Origin of the sequence: Pseudomonas sp. SR18, assembly GCF_023701505.1 — a bacterium.
Lineage (GTDB): Bacteria > Pseudomonadota > Gammaproteobacteria > Pseudomonadales > Pseudomonadaceae > Aquipseudomonas > Aquipseudomonas cyclaminis.
The window spans coordinates 35,059-51,140 of record NZ_JAMQAU010000022.1; the positions used below are offsets into that span (position 1 = coordinate 35,059).

Below are 16,082 nucleotides of genomic sequence, written 5' to 3' on the forward strand. Positions count from 1 at the left end.
AATCGAATGGGATTTAAGGGTACGCCTGCGTCAACAGACGCGCGGCCCTTAGGTGCCAATCCCGTTCTCTCTTCATCCGGACTATGACCGTCGGCCCCGGAATCACACCGGGTCTGCTGACCTTGTCGCCGTCCCGCGTGAGCAGTTCGAGGCGCCAAGCGCTCGCGGGCTATACACATTGCGTGTAATTACCGCCGGTGGGGAATTGCACCCCGCCCTGAGAACGTTGCCACCAGAACCCTGGCGGCGGAGAGTTTTTAACATGCTTTTTCAAAAACTGCACGAGCGTCGTATCGATAGCCTATATCGGTTTGTTTGGTTGGTATTCGATTGAATGTAAACGGGGCTTGATATTCCGTGGCGTTGCCCGCAGTAATCACTGACAAAAGGACGTATCCAATCTGTTAGAGGCCTGTTTCATGACTGTGATTGACCTGCGCAGCGACACCGTGACCCAACCCACCCCCGGCATGCTCGACGCCATGGCCACCGCCGTCAGCGGTGATGACGTCTACGGCGAAGACCCCAGCGTCAATCTGCTGGAAGCCGAACTGGCCAAGCGTCTGGGGTTTGCGGCCGCGTTGTTCGTGCCCACCGGCACCATGAGCAACCTGCTGGCGTTGATGGCCCATTGCGAGCGCGGCGAGGAATACATCGTTGGTCAACAGGCCCACACCTACAAATACGAAGGCGGTGGCGCAGCGGTGTTGGGGTCGATCCAACCGCAACCGCTGGAAGTGCAGGCGGATGGTTCCCTGGATTTGCACCACGTACTGGAAGCAATCAAACCGGACGATTTCCACTTCGCCCGCACCCGCTTGCTGGCCCTGGAAAACACCATGCAGGGCAAAGTGCTGCCCTTGGAATACCTGGTCAAGGCGCGGGCGTTTACCCGTGAACATGGCCTGGCCCTGCATCTGGATGGCGCGCGCCTCTACAACGCGGCGGTCAAGCTTGGGGTGGATGCGCGGGAGATCGCCCAACATTTCGATTCGGTGTCGGTGTGCCTGTCCAAGGGCCTCGGTGCGCCCATCGGCTCAGTGCTGTGCGGCTCCACGGCGTTGATCGCCAAGGCCCGGCGGCTGCGCAAGATGGTCGGCGGTGGTATGCGCCAGGCCGGCTCCCTGGCAGCAGCGGGGCTTTACGCCCTGGATCACCAGGTGCAGCGCCTGGCCGACGACCACGCCAACGCCCAGTGGCTGGGCGATGAACTGCGCAAAGCAGGGTATGAGGTGGAGCCTGTGCAGACCAACATGGTCTACGTGCAGATCGGCGATCAGGCCCAGGCCTTGAAGGCCTTTGCCGCCGAGCGCGGGATCAAGTTGAGCGCCGCGCCGCGCCTGCGTATGGTCACGCATCTGGATGTCAGCCGGGCGCAGATCGAGCAGGTGCTTGGGGCATTCGTCGAATTTTCGCGCAAATGACCGTGCAGGCCGTCTAATTGAGCCTCTCTATCGCATAAACACGCTGTACCACCGGCAAAGGGCCGATATAATGCGGCCTTTTGCCGTCGCTCCGTCTGATGATGTTGCGCACTGGCCTTTGGCCGCAGCCTCCGTGGAAGAACCTAATGAAAAGCGCAGAAATCCGTGAAGCCTTCCTTCGCTTCTTCGAAGAGCAAGGTCACACCCGTGTCGCCTCCAGCTCTCTGATCCCTGGCAATGACCCCACCCTGCTGTTCACCAACGCGGGGATGAACCAGTTCAAGGACTGCTTCCTGGGCCAGGAAAAGCGCGCCTACACCCGCGCCACCAGCAGCCAGAAGTGCGTACGCGCCGGCGGCAAGAACAGCGACCTGGAAAACGTCGGTTACACCGCACGCCACCACACGTTCTTCGAAATGCTGGGCAACTTCAGCTTCGGCGACTATTTCAAGAAAGACGCGATTACCTTCGCCTGGACCTTCCTCACCGGCGTGCTGAAGCTGCCCAAGGAAAAACTCTGGGTCACCGTCTACGCGACGGACGACGAAGCGTATGACATCTGGACCCAGCAAATCGGCGTGCCGGCCGAGCGAATGATCCGCATCGGCGACAACAAGGGCGCGCCGTACGCCTCCGACAACTTCTGGACCATGGGCGATACCGGCCCGTGCGGCCCTTGCACCGAGATTTTCTACGATCACGGCGCCGACATCTGGGGTGGCCCGCCGGGCTCGCCGGAAGAAGACGGCGACCGTTACATCGAGATCTGGAACAACGTGTTCATGCAGTTCAACCGCACCGCCGATGGCGTGTTGCATCCGCTGCCGGCGCCGTCGGTGGACACCGGCATGGGCCTGGAGCGGATCAGTGCGGTGATGCAGCACGTTCACTCCAACTACGAAATCGACCTGTTCACCAACCTGCTGAGTGCCTCGGCGGCAGCCATTGGTTGCGCCAATGAGAGCCAGTCTTCGCTCAAGGTTGTGTCGGACCACATTCGTTCCTGCGGCTTCCTGATTGCCGATGGCGTGCTGCCGTCCAACGAAGGCCGGGGCTACGTGCTGCGTCGCATCATCCGTCGGGCCTGCCGCCACGGTAACAAGCTGGGCGCCACCGGCAGCTTCTTCTACAAGATCGTTGCCGCGCTGGTGGCCGAGATGGGCGAAGCCTTCCCGGAACTCAAGCAGCAGCAAGCCAATATCGAGCGCGTGCTCAAGGCCGAAGAGGAGCAATTCTCCAAGACCCTGGAACACGGCCTGAAGATTCTGGAGCAGGACCTGGCTGAGCTCAAAGGCACCGTGGTGCCGGGCGATGTGGTGTTCAAGCTCTATGACACCTATGGCTTCCCGATGGACCTGACTGCCGACATCGCCCGTGAGCGCGAGCTGACTATCGATGAAGCCGGCTTTGAACGTGAAATGGAAGCCCAGCGCGTACGTGCTCGTTCCGCCAGCTCCTTTGGCCTGGACTACAACACCCTGGTCAAGGTTGATGTACCGACCGAATTCACCGGCTACAAGGCGACCGTTGGCTCGGCCAAGATCGTTGCCCTCTATAAAGATGGCAAGGCGGTCGACGTTCTGAATGAAGGCGACGAGGCGGTTGTGGTCCTGGACCAGACGCCGTTTTACGCCGAGTCGGGCGGCCAGATTGGCGACTGTGGGTTCCTGAGCTCGACGTCGGGTCGTTTCGAGGTGCGTGACACGACCAAGACCGGCGGTGCGTTCCTGCACCACGGCGTATTGGTGCTGGGCAACCTGACGGTCGGCGCACCGGTTGATACCCAGGTTGATGCCGACGTACGGCATGCAACTGCCTTGAACCACTCGGCCACTCACCTGTTGCACGCTGCATTGCGCCAGGTGCTGGGCGAGCACGTCCAGCAAAAGGGTTCGTTGGTCGATAGCCAGCGCTTGCGTTTCGACTTCAGCCACTTCGAAGCGATCAAGCCAGAGCAGATCAAGGCCCTGGAAGACATCGTCAACGCACAAGTGCGCAAGAACACGCCGGTTGAGACTGAGGAAACCGACATCGAGACCGCCAAGGCCAAAGGCGCCATGGCGCTGTTCGGCGAGAAGTACGGCGACAACGTGCGTGTACTGAGCATGGGCGGCGACTTCTCGGTGGAACTGTGTGGCGGTATCCACGCCAACCGCACCGGCGACATCGGCCTGCTGAAAATCATCAGCGAAGGCGGTGTGGCGTCGGGCGTACGTCGTATTGAAGCGGTGACCGGTGCTGCGGCCCTGGCCTACCTCAATGCGGCCGAAGAGCAACTCAAGGAAGCGGCCAGCCTGGTCAAGGGCAGCCGCGACAACCTGATCGACAAACTGTCCGCCGTGCTGGAGCGCAACCGTGCGCTGGAAAAACAGCTGGAGCAGTTGCAGGCCAAGGCCGCCAGTGCGGCGGGCGACGATCTGTCGGCTTCTGCGGTGGACGTCAAGGACGTGAAAGTCCTGGCGGCTCGCCTGGATGGCCAGGACGGCAAGGCGCTGTTGGCCCTGGTCGATCAGTTGAAGAACAAGCTCGGCCGCGCAGTGATCCTGCTCGGCAGTGTCCATGAGGATAAGGTCGTTCTGGTTGCTGGTGTAACCAAAGACCTGACTGGCCAACTCAAGGCCGGTGATTTGATGAAGCAAGCCGCTGCGGCAGTGGGCGGGAAGGGCGGTGGTCGTCCGGACATGGCACAAGGCGGTGGTGTAGACGCCGGTGCCCTGGACGCGGCCCTGGCCTTGACCGTGCCGTTTGTCGAGGCAGGTATTTAAGGCATTGTTAACCGGCCCGTGGTCTAGTCGCGGGCTTGTTCGGTGCTGGTTGATTGGATATTTAGGCGCCCCTTTACGGGCTGAGGCGGCTTGGAAATGGCTTTGATCGTACAGAAATTTGGAGGCACCTCGGTCGGCTCTGTCGAAAGAATCGAGCAGGTGGCCGACAAGGTTAAGAAATTCCGCGATGCCGGTGACGACCTGGTGGTGGTGCTATCGGCCATGAGCGGCGAGACCAATCGCCTGATCGAGCTGGCCAAGGCAATCAGTGGCGACCAGCAACCGCTGCCGCGTGAGCTGGACGTGATCGTGTCGACCGGTGAGCAGGTGACCATCGCCTTGCTGGCCATGGCCCTGAACAAGCGTGGCGTGCCAGCGGTGTCCTACACGGGCAGCCAGGTGCGCATCCTCACTGACAGCGCGCACACCAAGGCGCGCATTCTGCAGATCGATGATCAGAAAATTCGCACCGACCTGAAAGCCGGCCGCGTGGTAGTTGTAGCTGGGTTCCAGGGTGTGGATGAGCACGGCAACATCACCACCCTGGGGCGTGGCGGTTCGGACACCACCGGCGTGGCTCTGGCAGCGGCCCTCAAGGCTGATGAATGCCAGATCTACACCGATGTGGACGGCGTCTACACTACCGATCCGCGTGTCGTGTCCGTGGCCCAGCGCCTGGACAAGATCACCTTCGAAGAGATGCTGGAAATGGCCAGCCTCGGTTCCAAGGTGTTGCAGATCCGTGCGGTGGAATTCGCCGGCAAGTACAACGTTCCGCTGCGCGTATTGCACAGCTTCAAAGAGGGTCCGGGCACCCTCATTACTATTGATGAAGAGGAATCCATGGAACAGCCGATCATTTCCGGTATCGCTTTCAACCGTGATGAAGCCAAGCTGACGATCCGTGGCGTGCCAGACACCCCGGGCGTGGCTTTCAAGATCCTGGGTCCGATCAGCGATGCGAATGTTGAAGTCGACATGATCGTGCAGAACGTCTCGCACGATAACACCACCGATTTCACCTTCACCGTGCACCGCAACGAGTACGATGCAGCATTGAAAATCCTGGAGAACACCGCGAGCGAGATTGGCGCCCGTGAAGTGGTCGGCGATACCAAGATTGCCAAGGTGTCGATCGTGGGTGTGGGCATGCGTTCCCATGCCGGCGTTGCCAGCCGCATGTTTGGGGCTCTGGCCAAGGAAAGCATCAACATCCAGATGATCTCTACCTCGGAAATCAAAGTCTCGGTAGTGATCGAAGAGAAGTACCTGGAACTGGCTGTACGTGCGCTGCATACCGCGTTCGAGCTGGACGCTCCGGCCCGCCAGGGCGAATGAAGTAATGCCAGGAAGGCGCGGTCTACCGCGCCTTTCCTTTTTTTGTAGGGCGCATGGTCTTTTGCGTGCTCTCGACAATACTTAGGCCGTTGGGGCTATGACTCTCGGGTCGTAGGTCGAACGCCTTTTTTTTGCAGACTGTTGTTCCTGAAATGAAATGCGTGAGGAGAAAGGTATGCTGATTCTGACTCGTCGGTGCGCAGAAAGCCTGATTATCGGTGATGGCGAAATCACCGTGACCGTGCTCGGCGTCAAAGGCAATCAAGTACGTATCGGGGTTAATGCTCCGAAAGAGGTAGCGGTCCACCGCGAGGAAATCTACCTGCGGATCAAGAAAGAGAAGGACGAAGAACCAAGCCTTTAATTTTTATCGTTTTTTATGTTTGCAAACGGGGAGGAACGTGGTTAATATACGCCCCGTGTTGCGGAGAGCTGGCCGAGTGGCCGAAGGCGCTCCCCTGCTAAGGGAGTACACCTCAAAAGGGTGTCGGGGGTTCGAATCCCCCGTTCTCCGCCATTATTTGCTTAGTACGTTGCAATCTGGTTTTTTCGGTAAGTTGTTGAAAATTAACGAAAAAATAGCTTTACATAGAGATTGAACGGCCTATAATGCGCGGCAACAAATGCACTCGTAGCTCAGCTGGATAGAGTACTCGGCTACGAACCGAGCGGTCACAGGTTCGAATCCTGTCGAGTGCACCATTTAAGAGTTAACTGCAGCAATGCAGGTAACTTTGCTTCAACCAGTTGTGATCTGGTCTAAAAACACAATCTGCACTCGTAGCTCAGCTGGATAGAGTACTCGGCTACGAACCGAGCGGTCACAGGTTCGAATCCTGTCGAGTGCACCATACAAACAAAAAGCCCGCCTAGTGCGGGCTTTTTGCCGTCTGGCGTTTGTGTCGGACTTTATCTTTTTCTCCTTCCTCATGTGTTTTCCGTTCAGGCGGTGGCGTCGCAGTTCTTATATGCAGCCAATACTCAGCTTTGGCTCGCAAGCGCTTGTTCTTTCCAGTTTTTTGACGTTAAAGACGGCCGGGCGGTGTATCATTGCGCCCGTCAGCCCCGCCGGGGCTTGTGGAATACCTCCATGGACTTACCCAGTAGTTACTCAGTACCCCGCTTTACCAATCATGAATTGACTGATTGATCCTTCCGGCGTGCCCCGCTGCTGGGAGTGGAGTTCGCCTATGACCGAAGTAGAAGTAAAGAAAACACAGGACAGCCTGCAGGATCGCCTGGCTCAAGTCATCGAGCTGCTGCAGCGCCAGCGCGTGGTCGAAGACCTTACCCATCGCCAGGAAGGTCCGAACCACGACCGCGTTGAAAACCTGGTCCACCGGCAAAACCTCGTCGAGTTGCAACGCAAACTCGATGACCTGCACTCCGCCGACGTTGCCTACATTCTCGAAGCGTTGCCGCTCGATGATCGACTGACCCTCTGGCAGTTGGTCAAGGCTGACCGCGACGGCGACATCCTGCTCGAAGTGTCCGATTCGGTTCGTGAAACCCTGATCGCCGACATGGACGATCACGAGCTCCTGGCTGCGGCCAAGGAGATGGATGCCGACGAGCTGGCTGACCTCGCGCCTGAGCTGCCCCGTGATGTTGTCCATGAGCTGATGGAGGCTCTTGATGGCCAGCAGCGTGAGCGCGTGCGCTCCGCGTTGTCCTATGACGAGGATCAGGTCGGCGCCCTGATGGACTTCGAGATGGTCACCATTCGCGAAGACGTCAGCCTGGAAGTGGTTCTGCGTTACCTGCGCCGCCTGAAAGAGCTGCCTAGCCACACAGACAAACTGTTCGTGGTCGATTACGAAGGCATTCTCAAGGGTGTGCTGCCGATCAAGCGGCTGCTGGTCAACGATCCGGAAAAAAGGGTTGCTGACCTGATGGCCAGCGATACCGTGAGTTTTCACCCGGATGAAGACGCCTACGACGCGGCTCAGGCCTTCGAGCGTTACGACTTGATCTCGGCGCCCGTGGTCGACAAGAACGGCAAGCTGATTGGCCGTCTGACCATTGACGAAATCGTCGACCTGATTCGTGAAGAGAGTGAAACCGAAGTCCTCAACATGGCGGGTCTGCGTGAAGAGGAAGATATTTTTGCGTCGGTCTGGCGTTCGCTGCATAACCGCTGGGCGTGGCTGGCCGTTAACCTGATTACGGCGTTCATCGCTTCCCGTGTGATCGGGCTATTTGAAGGCTCCATCGAAAAACTGGTGGCGCTGGCGGCGCTGATGCCGATTGTGGCGGGTATTGGCGGTAACTCCGGCAACCAGACCATCACCATGATCGTGCGCGCCATGGCGCTGGATCAGGTGAGTACTGCCAACTCTTCTCGGCTGCTGCGCAAGGAACTGGCTGTGGGCCTGATCAACGGCCTGGTGTGGGGCGGCGTGATTGGTGTGGTGGCCTACTTGCTGTATGGCAGCTGGTCGCTCGGGGTGGTGATGACCGCCGCCATGACGCTCAACCTGCTGCTGGCCGCGCTGATGGGGGTGCTGATCCCCATGACCCTGGCGCGCCTCGGTCGTGACCCGGCCATGGGCGCCAGCGTGATGATCACGGCCATGACTGACAGTGGTGGCTTCTTCATCTTCCTGGGCTTGGCGACGATTTTCCTGCTCTGACCTGTCTCCCCTGCGTTGGCTTCCCCGCTGGTCGCGGGGTGTCAATGCGTCCGCTACGCCGCCTCCAAAAGGCTCGACAGCTGCGTCCTATCGCTGTCGAAGCCTGTCTAAATCCCAGGCAAAAAAAAGCCAGCACATGGCTGGCTTCGGCTTTCAGTTGCAGATCAATTGGCTTCTGCGGCCGCCTCGACGTCGTGCGCGATAAGCGAGACGAGGGCATTTTGCTGGCGGTGGGAGAGCTGACGAAAACGCTGCAGCAGTTCGCGTTCGTGCAGCGACAGCTCAGGGCTGTCCAGGCGCATGCTTAGCTCGTCACCCAGCGCACCTTCCTGAATAAGGCTCTGTTCCAGGCGCGCGATGATTTCGGAGTTCATGCTGCGGTGATGATTGCGAGCCACCTCGGCAATGCGTTCCCGCATTCCGTCTGGCAGACGTACGACGAACTTGTCAGCCGTACGGCTGGAATAAATTGCCTGTTTCAATGGGCGCATATATTTAACCGGTTAGTTCAGGGGAGCGGTTTTTGGAATTGGCCGCAAGCGATGAGAGTTAAGACAAGACTCACGACCAAAGTTCAACCCGAATTGCAAAGAGGCCGCATCATGCCTCAGATTTGCCAGTTCCTTGGCGTCAATTCTGTGACAAATATTGAACTGCCTAAAGGCTTTATGCCAGCACTCATTTGTATTTTTGCGGACTGGTTGGAAATCTTTTCTGCGAGGACGACAGATACTCGATCATCCCGCAGGCCGGGCCGCAACGGGGTTTTGAGGTCGCGCATGGTATAGCAAAGTGGCCTTTTGCCCTTGTGTTAAGACTAGTGGCAATTTGCCGATTTACTAGGGCGAGGCGACATAAGGTAGGGCGAAGGGGAAGGGGATCAGCGCAAAACCGGGTCGAATTTGATGCGGCGACCCATAACCAGGCTTAGCAGCAGAAGGCTTGCGCACACACCGCTGGCGATCAGTGAGGTGAGTTGAACGTCTTGGGAGTCGGCCACCAAACCAAAGATTCCAGTCACGGTGGTCATGCACACAAACAGCCAGGCAAATTTGGTCATGAGCGGTTTCCTCAGAAAACCCAGTGTTCAGCGGCTGGGGCGGCCTGGGTAGCTTGGGCCAAGCGTACCGGCGGTTGTGCATTCGGCGTCATGACTGCCAGTTGCGGGCGTTGTTGCAGGTGATGTGGTACCGCTTGGCTGATCTGAGCCGGGTCGTTGCTGCCAGTCGACTGAAAGTGAAATGTCACCAGTGCCGTCAGGGCAACGGCGTTAAGGACTAACAGAAGGGCACTGTTCATGGTCATGTTCTCCGCTTAACGCCGTAGTTGAAAGGGGTGTTGCAGGAGAAGTATTGCAGGTCTCGTGCCAATCTATTAAGTCAATATAATCAATGACTTGAGACTTGATTTAAGCGTCGGGAGGTTGCAATTTGCAATGCCGGCATTTTGGGGGAGTGCATTTTGCACGATTGGGCGAAGTGCCCGTATTTATGGGGCGAAACGGCAACTATCCGGCCGCATCTCGTCCTACACTCAAAAAGCCCACGGACGACATGACAAAACCGACCTCGGCCGTTAACATGCACGCCGTCCGTCACAACGCCACTGGCCCGACGGCTGTCATAAGTCCCAGTAGCTCAATTGGATAGAGCATCCCCCTCCTAAGGGGAAGGTTGGCCGTTCGAACCGGCCCTGGGACACCAGATTCAGAGCCCCGCACAGCTTATTCTGTGCGGGGCTTTTTTGTGCCTGTGCGGTCTTTTCAAACATCAATCGAACCTTGCCGCCGATCAATGTTCACAGCAGGTGTTGCCGGGTATTTTTCGCCACGGTGTACCTCTCACGCCACCCCGCGTCGTCTGAGCTGTTCAAGCAAAATAATCCCCGGAAACAGTTCGTACCGCCTGTCCGGAACCGGCCACCCAGGACTATCATGCCGATAGCCCTGTCTCTCACTGCAAGGAGCCGCTCGGAACGCCGATGCGCCAGATCTGGAAATCTTTTCGAGCCCTTTATTTCGCCTCCTTGATGATGCTGATCGGCTCCGGCCTGCTCAGCACTTACCTGGCTTTACGCCTGGCGGCCGACCATGTCGACAGCCTGTGGGTCGGTGCGCTGATGGCGGCCAACTACTTCGGCCTGGTGCTGGGCGGCAAGATCGGGCACCGCCTGATTGCCCGTGTCGGGCACATCCGTGCCTATGCCACTTGCGCCGGGATCGTCGGCGCCGCGGTATTGGGGCACGGCCTGGTCGATTGGTTGCCGGCGTGGATCGTGCTGCGGATGATCGTCGGCCTGGGCATGATGTGCCAGTACATGGTCATCGAGAGCTGGCTCAATGAGCAGGCGGATGCCAAGCAGCGGGGCGTGGTGTTCAGTGGCTATATGATCGCGTCCTACCTTGGGCTGGTGCTGGGTCAACTGATCCTGGTCATGCATCCCCAGCTCGGCCTTGAACTGCTGATGTTGGTGGCGCTGTGCTTTGCCCTGTGCCTGGTGCCGGTGGCCATGACTCGGCGCATTCACCCGGCCCCCCTGCATCCGGCGCCTATGGAGCCGCGCTTCTTCATAAAGCGCGTGCCGCAGTCGCTGAGTACGGTGTTGGGCGCGGGGCTGATTGTTGGTTCGTTCTACGGCCTGGCGCCGCTTTATGCATCTCAGCAGGGGCTGACGACGGAGCAAGTCGGTCTGTTCATGGGTAGCTGCATTTTTGCCGGGCTGTTGGTGCAGTGGCCGTTGGGCTGGTTGTCGGATCGCTATGACCGTGCGCTGCTGATCCGTTGCTTTGCCCTGTGCCTGGCGGTAGCGGCATTACCGCTGGCGATCATGACCCAGGTGCCGCTGGAAGTGCTGTTCGTCGCGGGATTCCTGTGTTCCCTGGTGCAGTTCTGCCTGTACCCGCTGGCGGTGGCGTTTTCCAATGACCATGTGGAAGGCGATCGTCGGGTGTCGCTGACCGCCATGCTGCTGGTGACTTACGGCGTCGGCGCGAGTATCGGGCCGTTGCTGGCTGGTGTGATCATGAAGATGTTCGGCAGTCACATGCTGTATGCCTTCTTCAGCCTGTGCGCGTTGATCCTGGTATGGCGCATCCGGCCGAAGGCGGTGACCAACCTGCATCAGGTGGAAGACGCACCGCTGCATCACGTGGCGATGCCCGACAGCATGTCGAGTTCGCCGCTGGTGGCCGCGCTTGACCCGCGCGTCGATGAGCAAGTGGTACAGGAGCAGATGCAGACTGTCCCCGACCCCGAGCCGCAAGTTGATCCGCCGCCGCCGGTGGACGAGCCCGCCTTTGTTGGGCCCCCGGAACCCCTGGGGCCAGAGGAGCATCCTCACGACTTGAGCAGGGCGCGCCCCTGAAAGCAAAAACGGGCAGATCCGCAAAGGATCTGCCCGTTTTTTTTTGCCGCGATCTTCAAGGATTAAAAATCGTCGTCCTTGTCGAAGCGTCGCGCTTCACGCTGTAACTGGTACACAAAGCGCTCGACCTGACGCTGCACCAGGCCGCTCATGTTGTGGAAGCGCACACCGGCGAAGGTGGTGTTGATCTTGTCTTCGAAGTGCAGATACCGCAGTTCGACCGAGGTCGTCATGCTGCCAAACGGCAGGGCGGCGATAAAGCGGTCGTAGACCTGGCCCAGTTGCAACCGCTCGGAGATGTCGCCTTCAAAGCGCAGTTTGCAGCCGGTGGCGGAGATATCCAGCAATTTGCCGTTGACCGGCGCCTTGAGTTTTTCGCCGCCGAGTTCGATGTTCACCAATTGCGCGAGCTTCAGCGCGGCGCGGAAGGCGTTGCGGCGCTGATGGTAGACCACCTCGTCCGGCAGGCTGCCGGTGTAGATGCGGTGGCCATCTTTTTCGCTGATGGTCAGGGTGCCGCTGCTTTCCCAGGCGACGCGCACGCCGTCGTGGAAGCCTTCGATACGGAAGGGTTCACCGTTTTCGAGGTAGCGTTCGCCATCACGGGGGATCATTTCGTCCAGCGCCAGCGTGTTGCTGTCGCGGTTGACGTCCACCAGATAGCTCTGGAAGCGCTGGCTGCGCTCGTGGAAGGTGATGATCAGCGGGTCATGGCTGTCTTGCAGCATCCGCAAGGTGCCGGCGATTTCCAGAGGCGTGGTGAGGACCTTCGGTGGCTGCGGGGCATCTTCCGCATTAAGGGCGTTGAACACGGTTCTTCCATCTCCAGACAAAATACGACTACACGCAAGAACCGGCATTTTGCCAGCATGTGGCGCGCCTTGGATAGGGCGCACGGTAAACCGGCGTCAGGCTTGGCTGCGGGTGCTTGGCTTGACCAGGCGCGAGGTGGAACCTTGGGCGTTATACAGCGCCGGCGGCTCGCCGCCGTGGAGTATACGCAACTGGTTGGCGGTCGTGGCTTGCTGAAGCTGGATCGATTGACCGTTAAGCAGGTTGGCTTCCTGGCACTGGGCGAGCACTTGATTGAGTTCTTTGCTCTGGCTCAGTAACTGATCGCCGACCGAAGAGTGGCTGGCCAACTGCGCCAGGCCATCGTGGTCTGCCGGCAAGCCAAGGCTGATCAGGATCTGGCTGCGTTTTTTGCCATGCTGTTCCAGCAGGACAATCAACGACTGCTTGCGCGCCAGAATTTCTTCCAGCAGCGGCATATCCCGGCCGTAAAGGGCCAGTGATTCTTCTTTTAGCAGCTCCAGCAATTGTTGCGTCGGCGCTAGATCATCAATGATCAGTTGCAGCAAATGTTCGTCGTGATGCATGGCTGGCCTTGGGTTTTAAGCGTCCAAAAGCCCTGCGCAGGCCTTTGCCTAGCGCTCGGCTTCGAAATTAAGCAGCTTGCTGGCTACACGGTTGCTGTCGACTTTATAGCTGCCATCGGCGATTGCCTGTTTCAATTCGGCCACACGGGCTTTATTGACCACCGGTTGATCGCGCAGCGAGTCAGTGACCTTCTGCAACTGTTGAGCCTCATTGCTCAGGTGTACGGATTCCCCGCTCTGGCTGGCCTGTTCTGCCTTGGCGGGCAGTGGCGGGGCCTTGGCTTCTACGCTTTCCTTGGTGCCGGTGGTACGCGTAGTGCCTGACGTTGCCGGGGTGTTATTTAAACGGCTGAAATCGATGACCATGATAAAAAACCTCTGGGTATTTGGACGCTTGCCATGTTTTCGGCCATACCCGGATAAACTTTAGACGCAAATGACAATAAATCTGCGTATGGGCTACCTCCTGCACAGTGTAGGAAAACCCGGCGTCCTGTACCAGTCATCTATAGAGCGACCTCGACTTGCCCTGGGGCTGTTACCCGCGCCTTGATCACGCGGTTGGAGTTGAGGTTCTTGACGCGAATCTGTTCACTCATGCCGCCGTTGGACAGCGCTTCACCGGGCATTTTCACGTTCAGCGTACCGCTGCTGGCGGAAATCACCACCTGGTCGCCCTTGCGAATTACCTCGGCCTGCTCCAGATGCACCAGCGTGATGACCTGGTCGGTGACCACTGGTCGGGTTAATTTTTGCCCGACGGCCTGGTCCACAGACGTCAAGTAGCCCTGGCTGATCAGGCTGATGTCGCGTTCGCGCAGTACAACGTCCTCAAAACCGATGATGCCGGTGCGTTTGAGTGGCCGGGCCACTACCACTACATCGCGGAACAGCTTGACCTGAGCCGGCACAAACACCGTCCAGGGCGAGGCGCCGTCGCAGCGTACCCGCACCGTTACGCGACCGATGGGCTGTGCGGGGCTTTCCAGGGTGGCTGTCAATTCCTTGTCGCACATGGGCATGCGCAGCCGTGGGTCCAACTGGTTGACCTGGATTTCATAACGCCCCGGTGTCTGGGTGGTTGCCAGATAATCTTCTACAGTGAACTCAAGAAAGCCCTGAGTGACGCCGATAAGTAGATCAGGCAAGGTGACGTTATCTGCGCGGGCCGTGGTGTTCAGGCTCAACGCAAGCAGCGCCACCAAGGCGCAGAGCAATCTGCGGTACTGTGGGAATCGAAGGCGTCGGGAAACTGTCGTTTTAATATCCATGGCCAATAAATAGCAAAGCTCGTGCCGTTTAGTGTTGGGTGCGCGTCGCACCTTCAAGGTTTTAGCGTAGGAGTCTGGGCATGGCAGGAGTAATGGATTCAGTAAACCAGCGCACACAGCTGGTAGGGCAGAATCGCCTGGAGTTGTTGCTTTTTCGCCTGGATGGCAAGCAGCTGTATGGCATCAACGTGTTCAAGGTGCGGGAAGTGCTGCAATGTCCCAAGCTGACGATCATGCCCAAGTCCAGCCCCGTGGTGTGTGGCGTGGCCAACATCCGTGGCGCGACCATCCCGATTCTTGACCTGGCCCTGGCCACCGGTTCGGCTGGCCTGCAGGACCGCGAAAACCCGTTCGTGATCATCACCGAGTACAACACCAAGACCCAGGGTTTCCTGGTGCGCTCGGTGGAGCGCATCGTCAACATGAACTGGGAAGAGATTCATCCGCCGCCCAAGGGCACCGGCCGCGACCACTACCTCACGGCAGTGACGCGGGTCGATAACCAATTGGTGGAAATCATCGACGTGGAGAAGATCCTCGCTGAAGTGGCGCCGACCTCGGAATCGATTTCCGTGGGTGTGGTGGATGCCGAAACGGCGCACAAGGCAGTCTCGCTGCGTGTGCTGACGGTGGATGACTCCTCGGTGGCGCGCAAGCAGGTGACCCGTTGCCTGCAAACCGTCGGCGTGGAAGTGGTGGCGCTCAATGATGGCCGCCAGGCGCTGGATTACCTGCGCAAGCTGGTAGATGAAGGCAAGAAACCGGAAGAAGAATTCTTGATGATGATCTCCGACATCGAGATGCCGGAAATGGATGGCTACACCCTCACGGCTGAGATACGCAGCGATCCACGCATGCAAAAATTGCATATCATCCTGCATACTTCGTTGTCGGGCGTATTCAACCAGGCGATGGTCAAGAAGGTCGGTGCCGATGACTTCCTGGCCAAATTCCGTCCTGATGACCTGGCATCCCGGGTAGTCGCCCGGATCAAGGCAGCAGATCACAGCTAAGGGCTTTATTCCCCTGGCGATCACACGATTTTAGAGGCGGTATCAGTGTCTACGGGTAATTTGGATTTTGAACAGTTCCGGGTCTTCCTGGAAAAAGCCTGTGGCATATTGCTCGGTGAAAACAAGCAATACCTGGTATCCAGCCGTCTTAATAAACTGATGGAGCAGCAGGGCATCAAGTCCCTGGGCGAGTTGGTTCAACGGATCCAGGGGCAGCCGCGCAGTGGCCTCAAAGAGATGGTGGTCGATGCCATGACCACCAACGAAACCTTGTGGTTTCGTGATACCTATCCCTTTGAAGTGCTCAAGAGCAAAGTGCTGCCGGAGGCCATCAAGGCCAGCCCGGGCCAGCGCTTGCGCATCTGGTCGGCGGCCTGCTCTTCGGGGCAGGAGCCGTATTCGATCTCGATGTCCATCGATGAGTTCGAGCGGACCAACATGGGCCAGTTGAAGGCCGGGGCGCAGATTGTTGCCACTGACCTGTCCGGCACCATGCTCACCAACTGCAAGACCGGCGAGTACGACAGCCTGGCCCTGGGCCGTGGTTTGTCCCAGGAGCGCCTGCAACGTTACTTCGACCCCAAAGGGGCAGGACGTTGGGCGATCAAGGCGCCGATCAAGAGCCGCGTGGAGTTCCGTTCGTTCAACCTGCTCGACAGCTACGCCAGCCTGGGCAAGTTCGACATGGTGTTCTGCCGCAACGTACTGATCTACTTCTCGGCAGAAGTGAAGAAAGACATCCTGTTGCGCATCCACGGCACCCTCAAGCGTGGCGGTTACTTGTTCCTCGGTGCTTCCGAGGCGCTGAACGGCCTGCCGGATCACTTCCAGATGGTGCAGTGCAGCCCGGGGATCATCTACCAGGCCAAATAATAATGTGGGAGGGGGGCAAACCC

General features: G+C 58.5%; 15 protein-coding genes, 4 tRNA genes and 1 riboswitch. Of the genes, 12 read left to right on the forward strand and 7 right to left on the reverse strand.

Annotated elements, in window-relative coordinates; all coding sequences use genetic code 11:
• Positions 1-59: 59 nt before the first annotated feature.
• Positions 60-229: riboswitch (FMN riboswitch) on the reverse strand.
• A 190-nt stretch (positions 230-419) separates the two neighbouring features.
• The 8 genes from ltaE (at position 420) to mgtE (ending at position 8,160) form a co-directional block, all read left to right on the forward strand.
• Complete coding sequence (gene ltaE, locus NDJ82_RS24870; RefSeq protein ID WP_112196516.1) at positions 420-1,424, forward strand: low-specificity L-threonine aldolase; 1,005 nt, start codon at positions 420-422, stop codon at positions 1,422-1,424.
• Between the two features lie 146 nt (positions 1,425-1,570).
• A complete protein-coding gene (gene alaS, locus NDJ82_RS24875; RefSeq protein WP_250926501.1) occupies positions 1,571-4,189 on the forward strand; it encodes an alanine--tRNA ligase in 2,619 nt (872 codons plus the stop codon).
• A 96-nt stretch (positions 4,190-4,285) separates the two neighbouring features.
• Positions 4,286-5,527: an aspartate kinase gene (locus tag NDJ82_RS24880; protein ID WP_090400445.1), complete on the forward strand. Its 1,242-nt coding sequence runs from the start codon at positions 4,286-4,288 to the stop codon at positions 5,525-5,527.
• A 175-nt stretch (positions 5,528-5,702) separates the two neighbouring features.
• Positions 5,703-5,891, forward strand: a complete 189-nt coding sequence (csrA, locus tag NDJ82_RS24885; protein WP_003175645.1) for a carbon storage regulator CsrA — start codon at positions 5,703-5,705, stop codon at positions 5,889-5,891.
• A 62-nt stretch (positions 5,892-5,953) separates the two neighbouring features.
• Positions 5,954-6,044, forward strand: a tRNA-Ser gene (locus NDJ82_RS24890).
• Between the two features lie 108 nt (positions 6,045-6,152).
• Positions 6,153-6,229 (forward strand) — tRNA-Arg (locus tag NDJ82_RS24895).
• 72 nt (positions 6,230-6,301) lie between these two features.
• Positions 6,302-6,378 (forward strand) — tRNA-Arg (locus NDJ82_RS24900).
• A 339-nt stretch (positions 6,379-6,717) separates the two neighbouring features.
• Positions 6,718-8,160 (forward strand): magnesium transporter, encoded by a 1,443-nt coding sequence (gene mgtE, locus NDJ82_RS24905; RefSeq protein WP_099587199.1) that lies wholly within the window; start codon positions 6,718-6,720, stop codon positions 8,158-8,160.
• A 164-nt stretch (positions 8,161-8,324) separates the two neighbouring features.
• Here the strand turns inward: mgtE and NDJ82_RS24910 are convergent, their stop codons facing one another.
• The 3 genes from NDJ82_RS24910 to NDJ82_RS24925 all read right to left on the reverse strand — a co-directional run bounded on the left by NDJ82_RS24910 (position 8,325) and on the right by NDJ82_RS24925 (position 9,459).
• Positions 8,325-8,651: an Arc family DNA-binding protein gene (locus NDJ82_RS24910; RefSeq protein WP_003175643.1), complete on the reverse strand. Its 327-nt coding sequence runs from the start codon at positions 8,649-8,651 to the stop codon at positions 8,325-8,327.
• A 389-nt stretch (positions 8,652-9,040) separates the two neighbouring features.
• Positions 9,041-9,220: a PA3371 family protein gene (locus NDJ82_RS24920; RefSeq protein WP_250926503.1), complete on the reverse strand. Its 180-nt coding sequence runs from the start codon at positions 9,218-9,220 to the stop codon at positions 9,041-9,043.
• A gap of 11 nt (positions 9,221-9,231) precedes the next feature.
• Complete coding sequence (locus NDJ82_RS24925; protein WP_099587217.1) at positions 9,232-9,459, reverse strand: hypothetical protein; 228 nt, start codon at positions 9,457-9,459, stop codon at positions 9,232-9,234.
• Positions 9,460-9,786: 327 nt separating this feature from the next.
• Here NDJ82_RS24925 and NDJ82_RS24930 point away from each other — a divergent pair.
• A tRNA-Arg gene (locus tag NDJ82_RS24930) sits at positions 9,787-9,863 on the forward strand.
• A gap of 277 nt (positions 9,864-10,140) precedes the next feature.
• Complete coding sequence (locus tag NDJ82_RS24935; RefSeq protein WP_250926504.1) at positions 10,141-11,523, forward strand: MFS transporter; 1,383 nt, start codon at positions 10,141-10,143, stop codon at positions 11,521-11,523.
• Positions 11,524-11,585: 62 nt separating this feature from the next.
• Here NDJ82_RS24935 and NDJ82_RS24940 read toward each other — a convergent pair whose 3' ends face one another.
• The 4 genes from NDJ82_RS24940 to flgA all read right to left on the reverse strand — a co-directional run bounded on the left by NDJ82_RS24940 (position 11,586) and on the right by flgA (position 14,173).
• Entirely contained in the window at positions 11,586-12,335 is a 750-nt protein-coding gene (locus NDJ82_RS24940) for a flagellar regulator YcgR PilZN domain-containing protein (RefSeq protein ID WP_191948361.1), read from the reverse strand.
• A 96-nt stretch (positions 12,336-12,431) separates the two neighbouring features.
• Entirely contained in the window at positions 12,432-12,902 is a 471-nt protein-coding gene (locus NDJ82_RS24945) for a flagella synthesis protein FlgN (protein ID WP_099587194.1), read from the reverse strand.
• A gap of 48 nt (positions 12,903-12,950) precedes the next feature.
• Positions 12,951-13,268: a flagellar biosynthesis anti-sigma factor FlgM gene (gene flgM / locus NDJ82_RS24950; protein ID WP_099587193.1), complete on the reverse strand. Its 318-nt coding sequence runs from the start codon at positions 13,266-13,268 to the stop codon at positions 12,951-12,953.
• 140 nt (positions 13,269-13,408) lie between these two features.
• Positions 13,409-14,173 (reverse strand): flagellar basal body P-ring formation chaperone FlgA, encoded by a 765-nt coding sequence (gene flgA, locus NDJ82_RS24955; RefSeq protein WP_099587192.1) that lies wholly within the window; start codon positions 14,171-14,173, stop codon positions 13,409-13,411.
• An 80-nt stretch (positions 14,174-14,253) separates the two neighbouring features.
• Here flgA and NDJ82_RS24960 point away from each other — a divergent pair, with 80 nt between their 5' ends.
• Positions 14,254-15,186, forward strand: coding sequence for a chemotaxis protein CheV (locus tag NDJ82_RS24960; protein WP_099587191.1), 933 nt, complete (start codon positions 14,254-14,256; stop codon positions 15,184-15,186).
• 45 nt (positions 15,187-15,231) lie between these two features.
• On the forward strand, positions 15,232-16,059 hold the full coding sequence (gene cheR, locus NDJ82_RS24965; protein ID WP_032886774.1) for a protein-glutamate O-methyltransferase CheR: 828 nt from the start codon (positions 15,232-15,234) through the stop codon (positions 16,057-16,059).
• Positions 16,060-16,082: the final 23 nt, after the last annotated feature.

Excerpts from the sequence above, each read along its gene's own strand:
- ltaE (WP_112196516.1), top strand. The coding sequence starts at position 420 with ATGACTGTGATTGACCTGCGCAGCGACACCGTGACCCAACCCACCCCC.
- alaS (WP_250926501.1), top strand. The coding sequence starts at position 1,571 with ATGAAAAGCGCAGAAATCCGTGAAGCCTTCCTTCGCTTCTTCGAAGAG.
- NDJ82_RS24880 (WP_090400445.1), top strand. The coding sequence starts at position 4,286 with ATGGCTTTGATCGTACAGAAATTTGGAGGCACCTCGGTCGGCTCTGTC.
- csrA (WP_003175645.1), top strand. The coding sequence starts at position 5,703 with ATGCTGATTCTGACTCGTCGGTGCGCAGAAAGCCTGATTATCGGTGAT.
- mgtE (WP_099587199.1), top strand. The coding sequence starts at position 6,718 with ATGACCGAAGTAGAAGTAAAGAAAACACAGGACAGCCTGCAGGATCGC.
- NDJ82_RS24910 (WP_003175643.1), bottom strand. The coding sequence starts at position 8,651 with ATGCGCCCATTGAAACAGGCAATTTATTCCAGCCGTACGGCTGACAAG.
- NDJ82_RS24920 (WP_250926503.1), bottom strand. The coding sequence starts at position 9,220 with ATGACCAAATTTGCCTGGCTGTTTGTGTGCATGACCACCGTGACTGGA.
- NDJ82_RS24925 (WP_099587217.1), bottom strand. The coding sequence starts at position 9,459 with ATGAACAGTGCCCTTCTGTTAGTCCTTAACGCCGTTGCCCTGACGGCA.
- NDJ82_RS24935 (WP_250926504.1), top strand. The coding sequence starts at position 10,141 with ATGCGCCAGATCTGGAAATCTTTTCGAGCCCTTTATTTCGCCTCCTTG.
- NDJ82_RS24945 (WP_099587194.1), bottom strand. The coding sequence starts at position 12,902 with ATGCATCACGACGAACATTTGCTGCAACTGATCATTGATGATCTAGCG.
- flgM (WP_099587193.1), bottom strand. The coding sequence starts at position 13,268 with ATGGTCATCGATTTCAGCCGTTTAAATAACACCCCGGCAACGTCAGGC.
- flgA (WP_099587192.1), bottom strand. The coding sequence starts at position 14,173 with ATGGATATTAAAACGACAGTTTCCCGACGCCTTCGATTCCCACAGTAC.
- NDJ82_RS24960 (WP_099587191.1), top strand. The coding sequence starts at position 14,254 with ATGGCAGGAGTAATGGATTCAGTAAACCAGCGCACACAGCTGGTAGGG.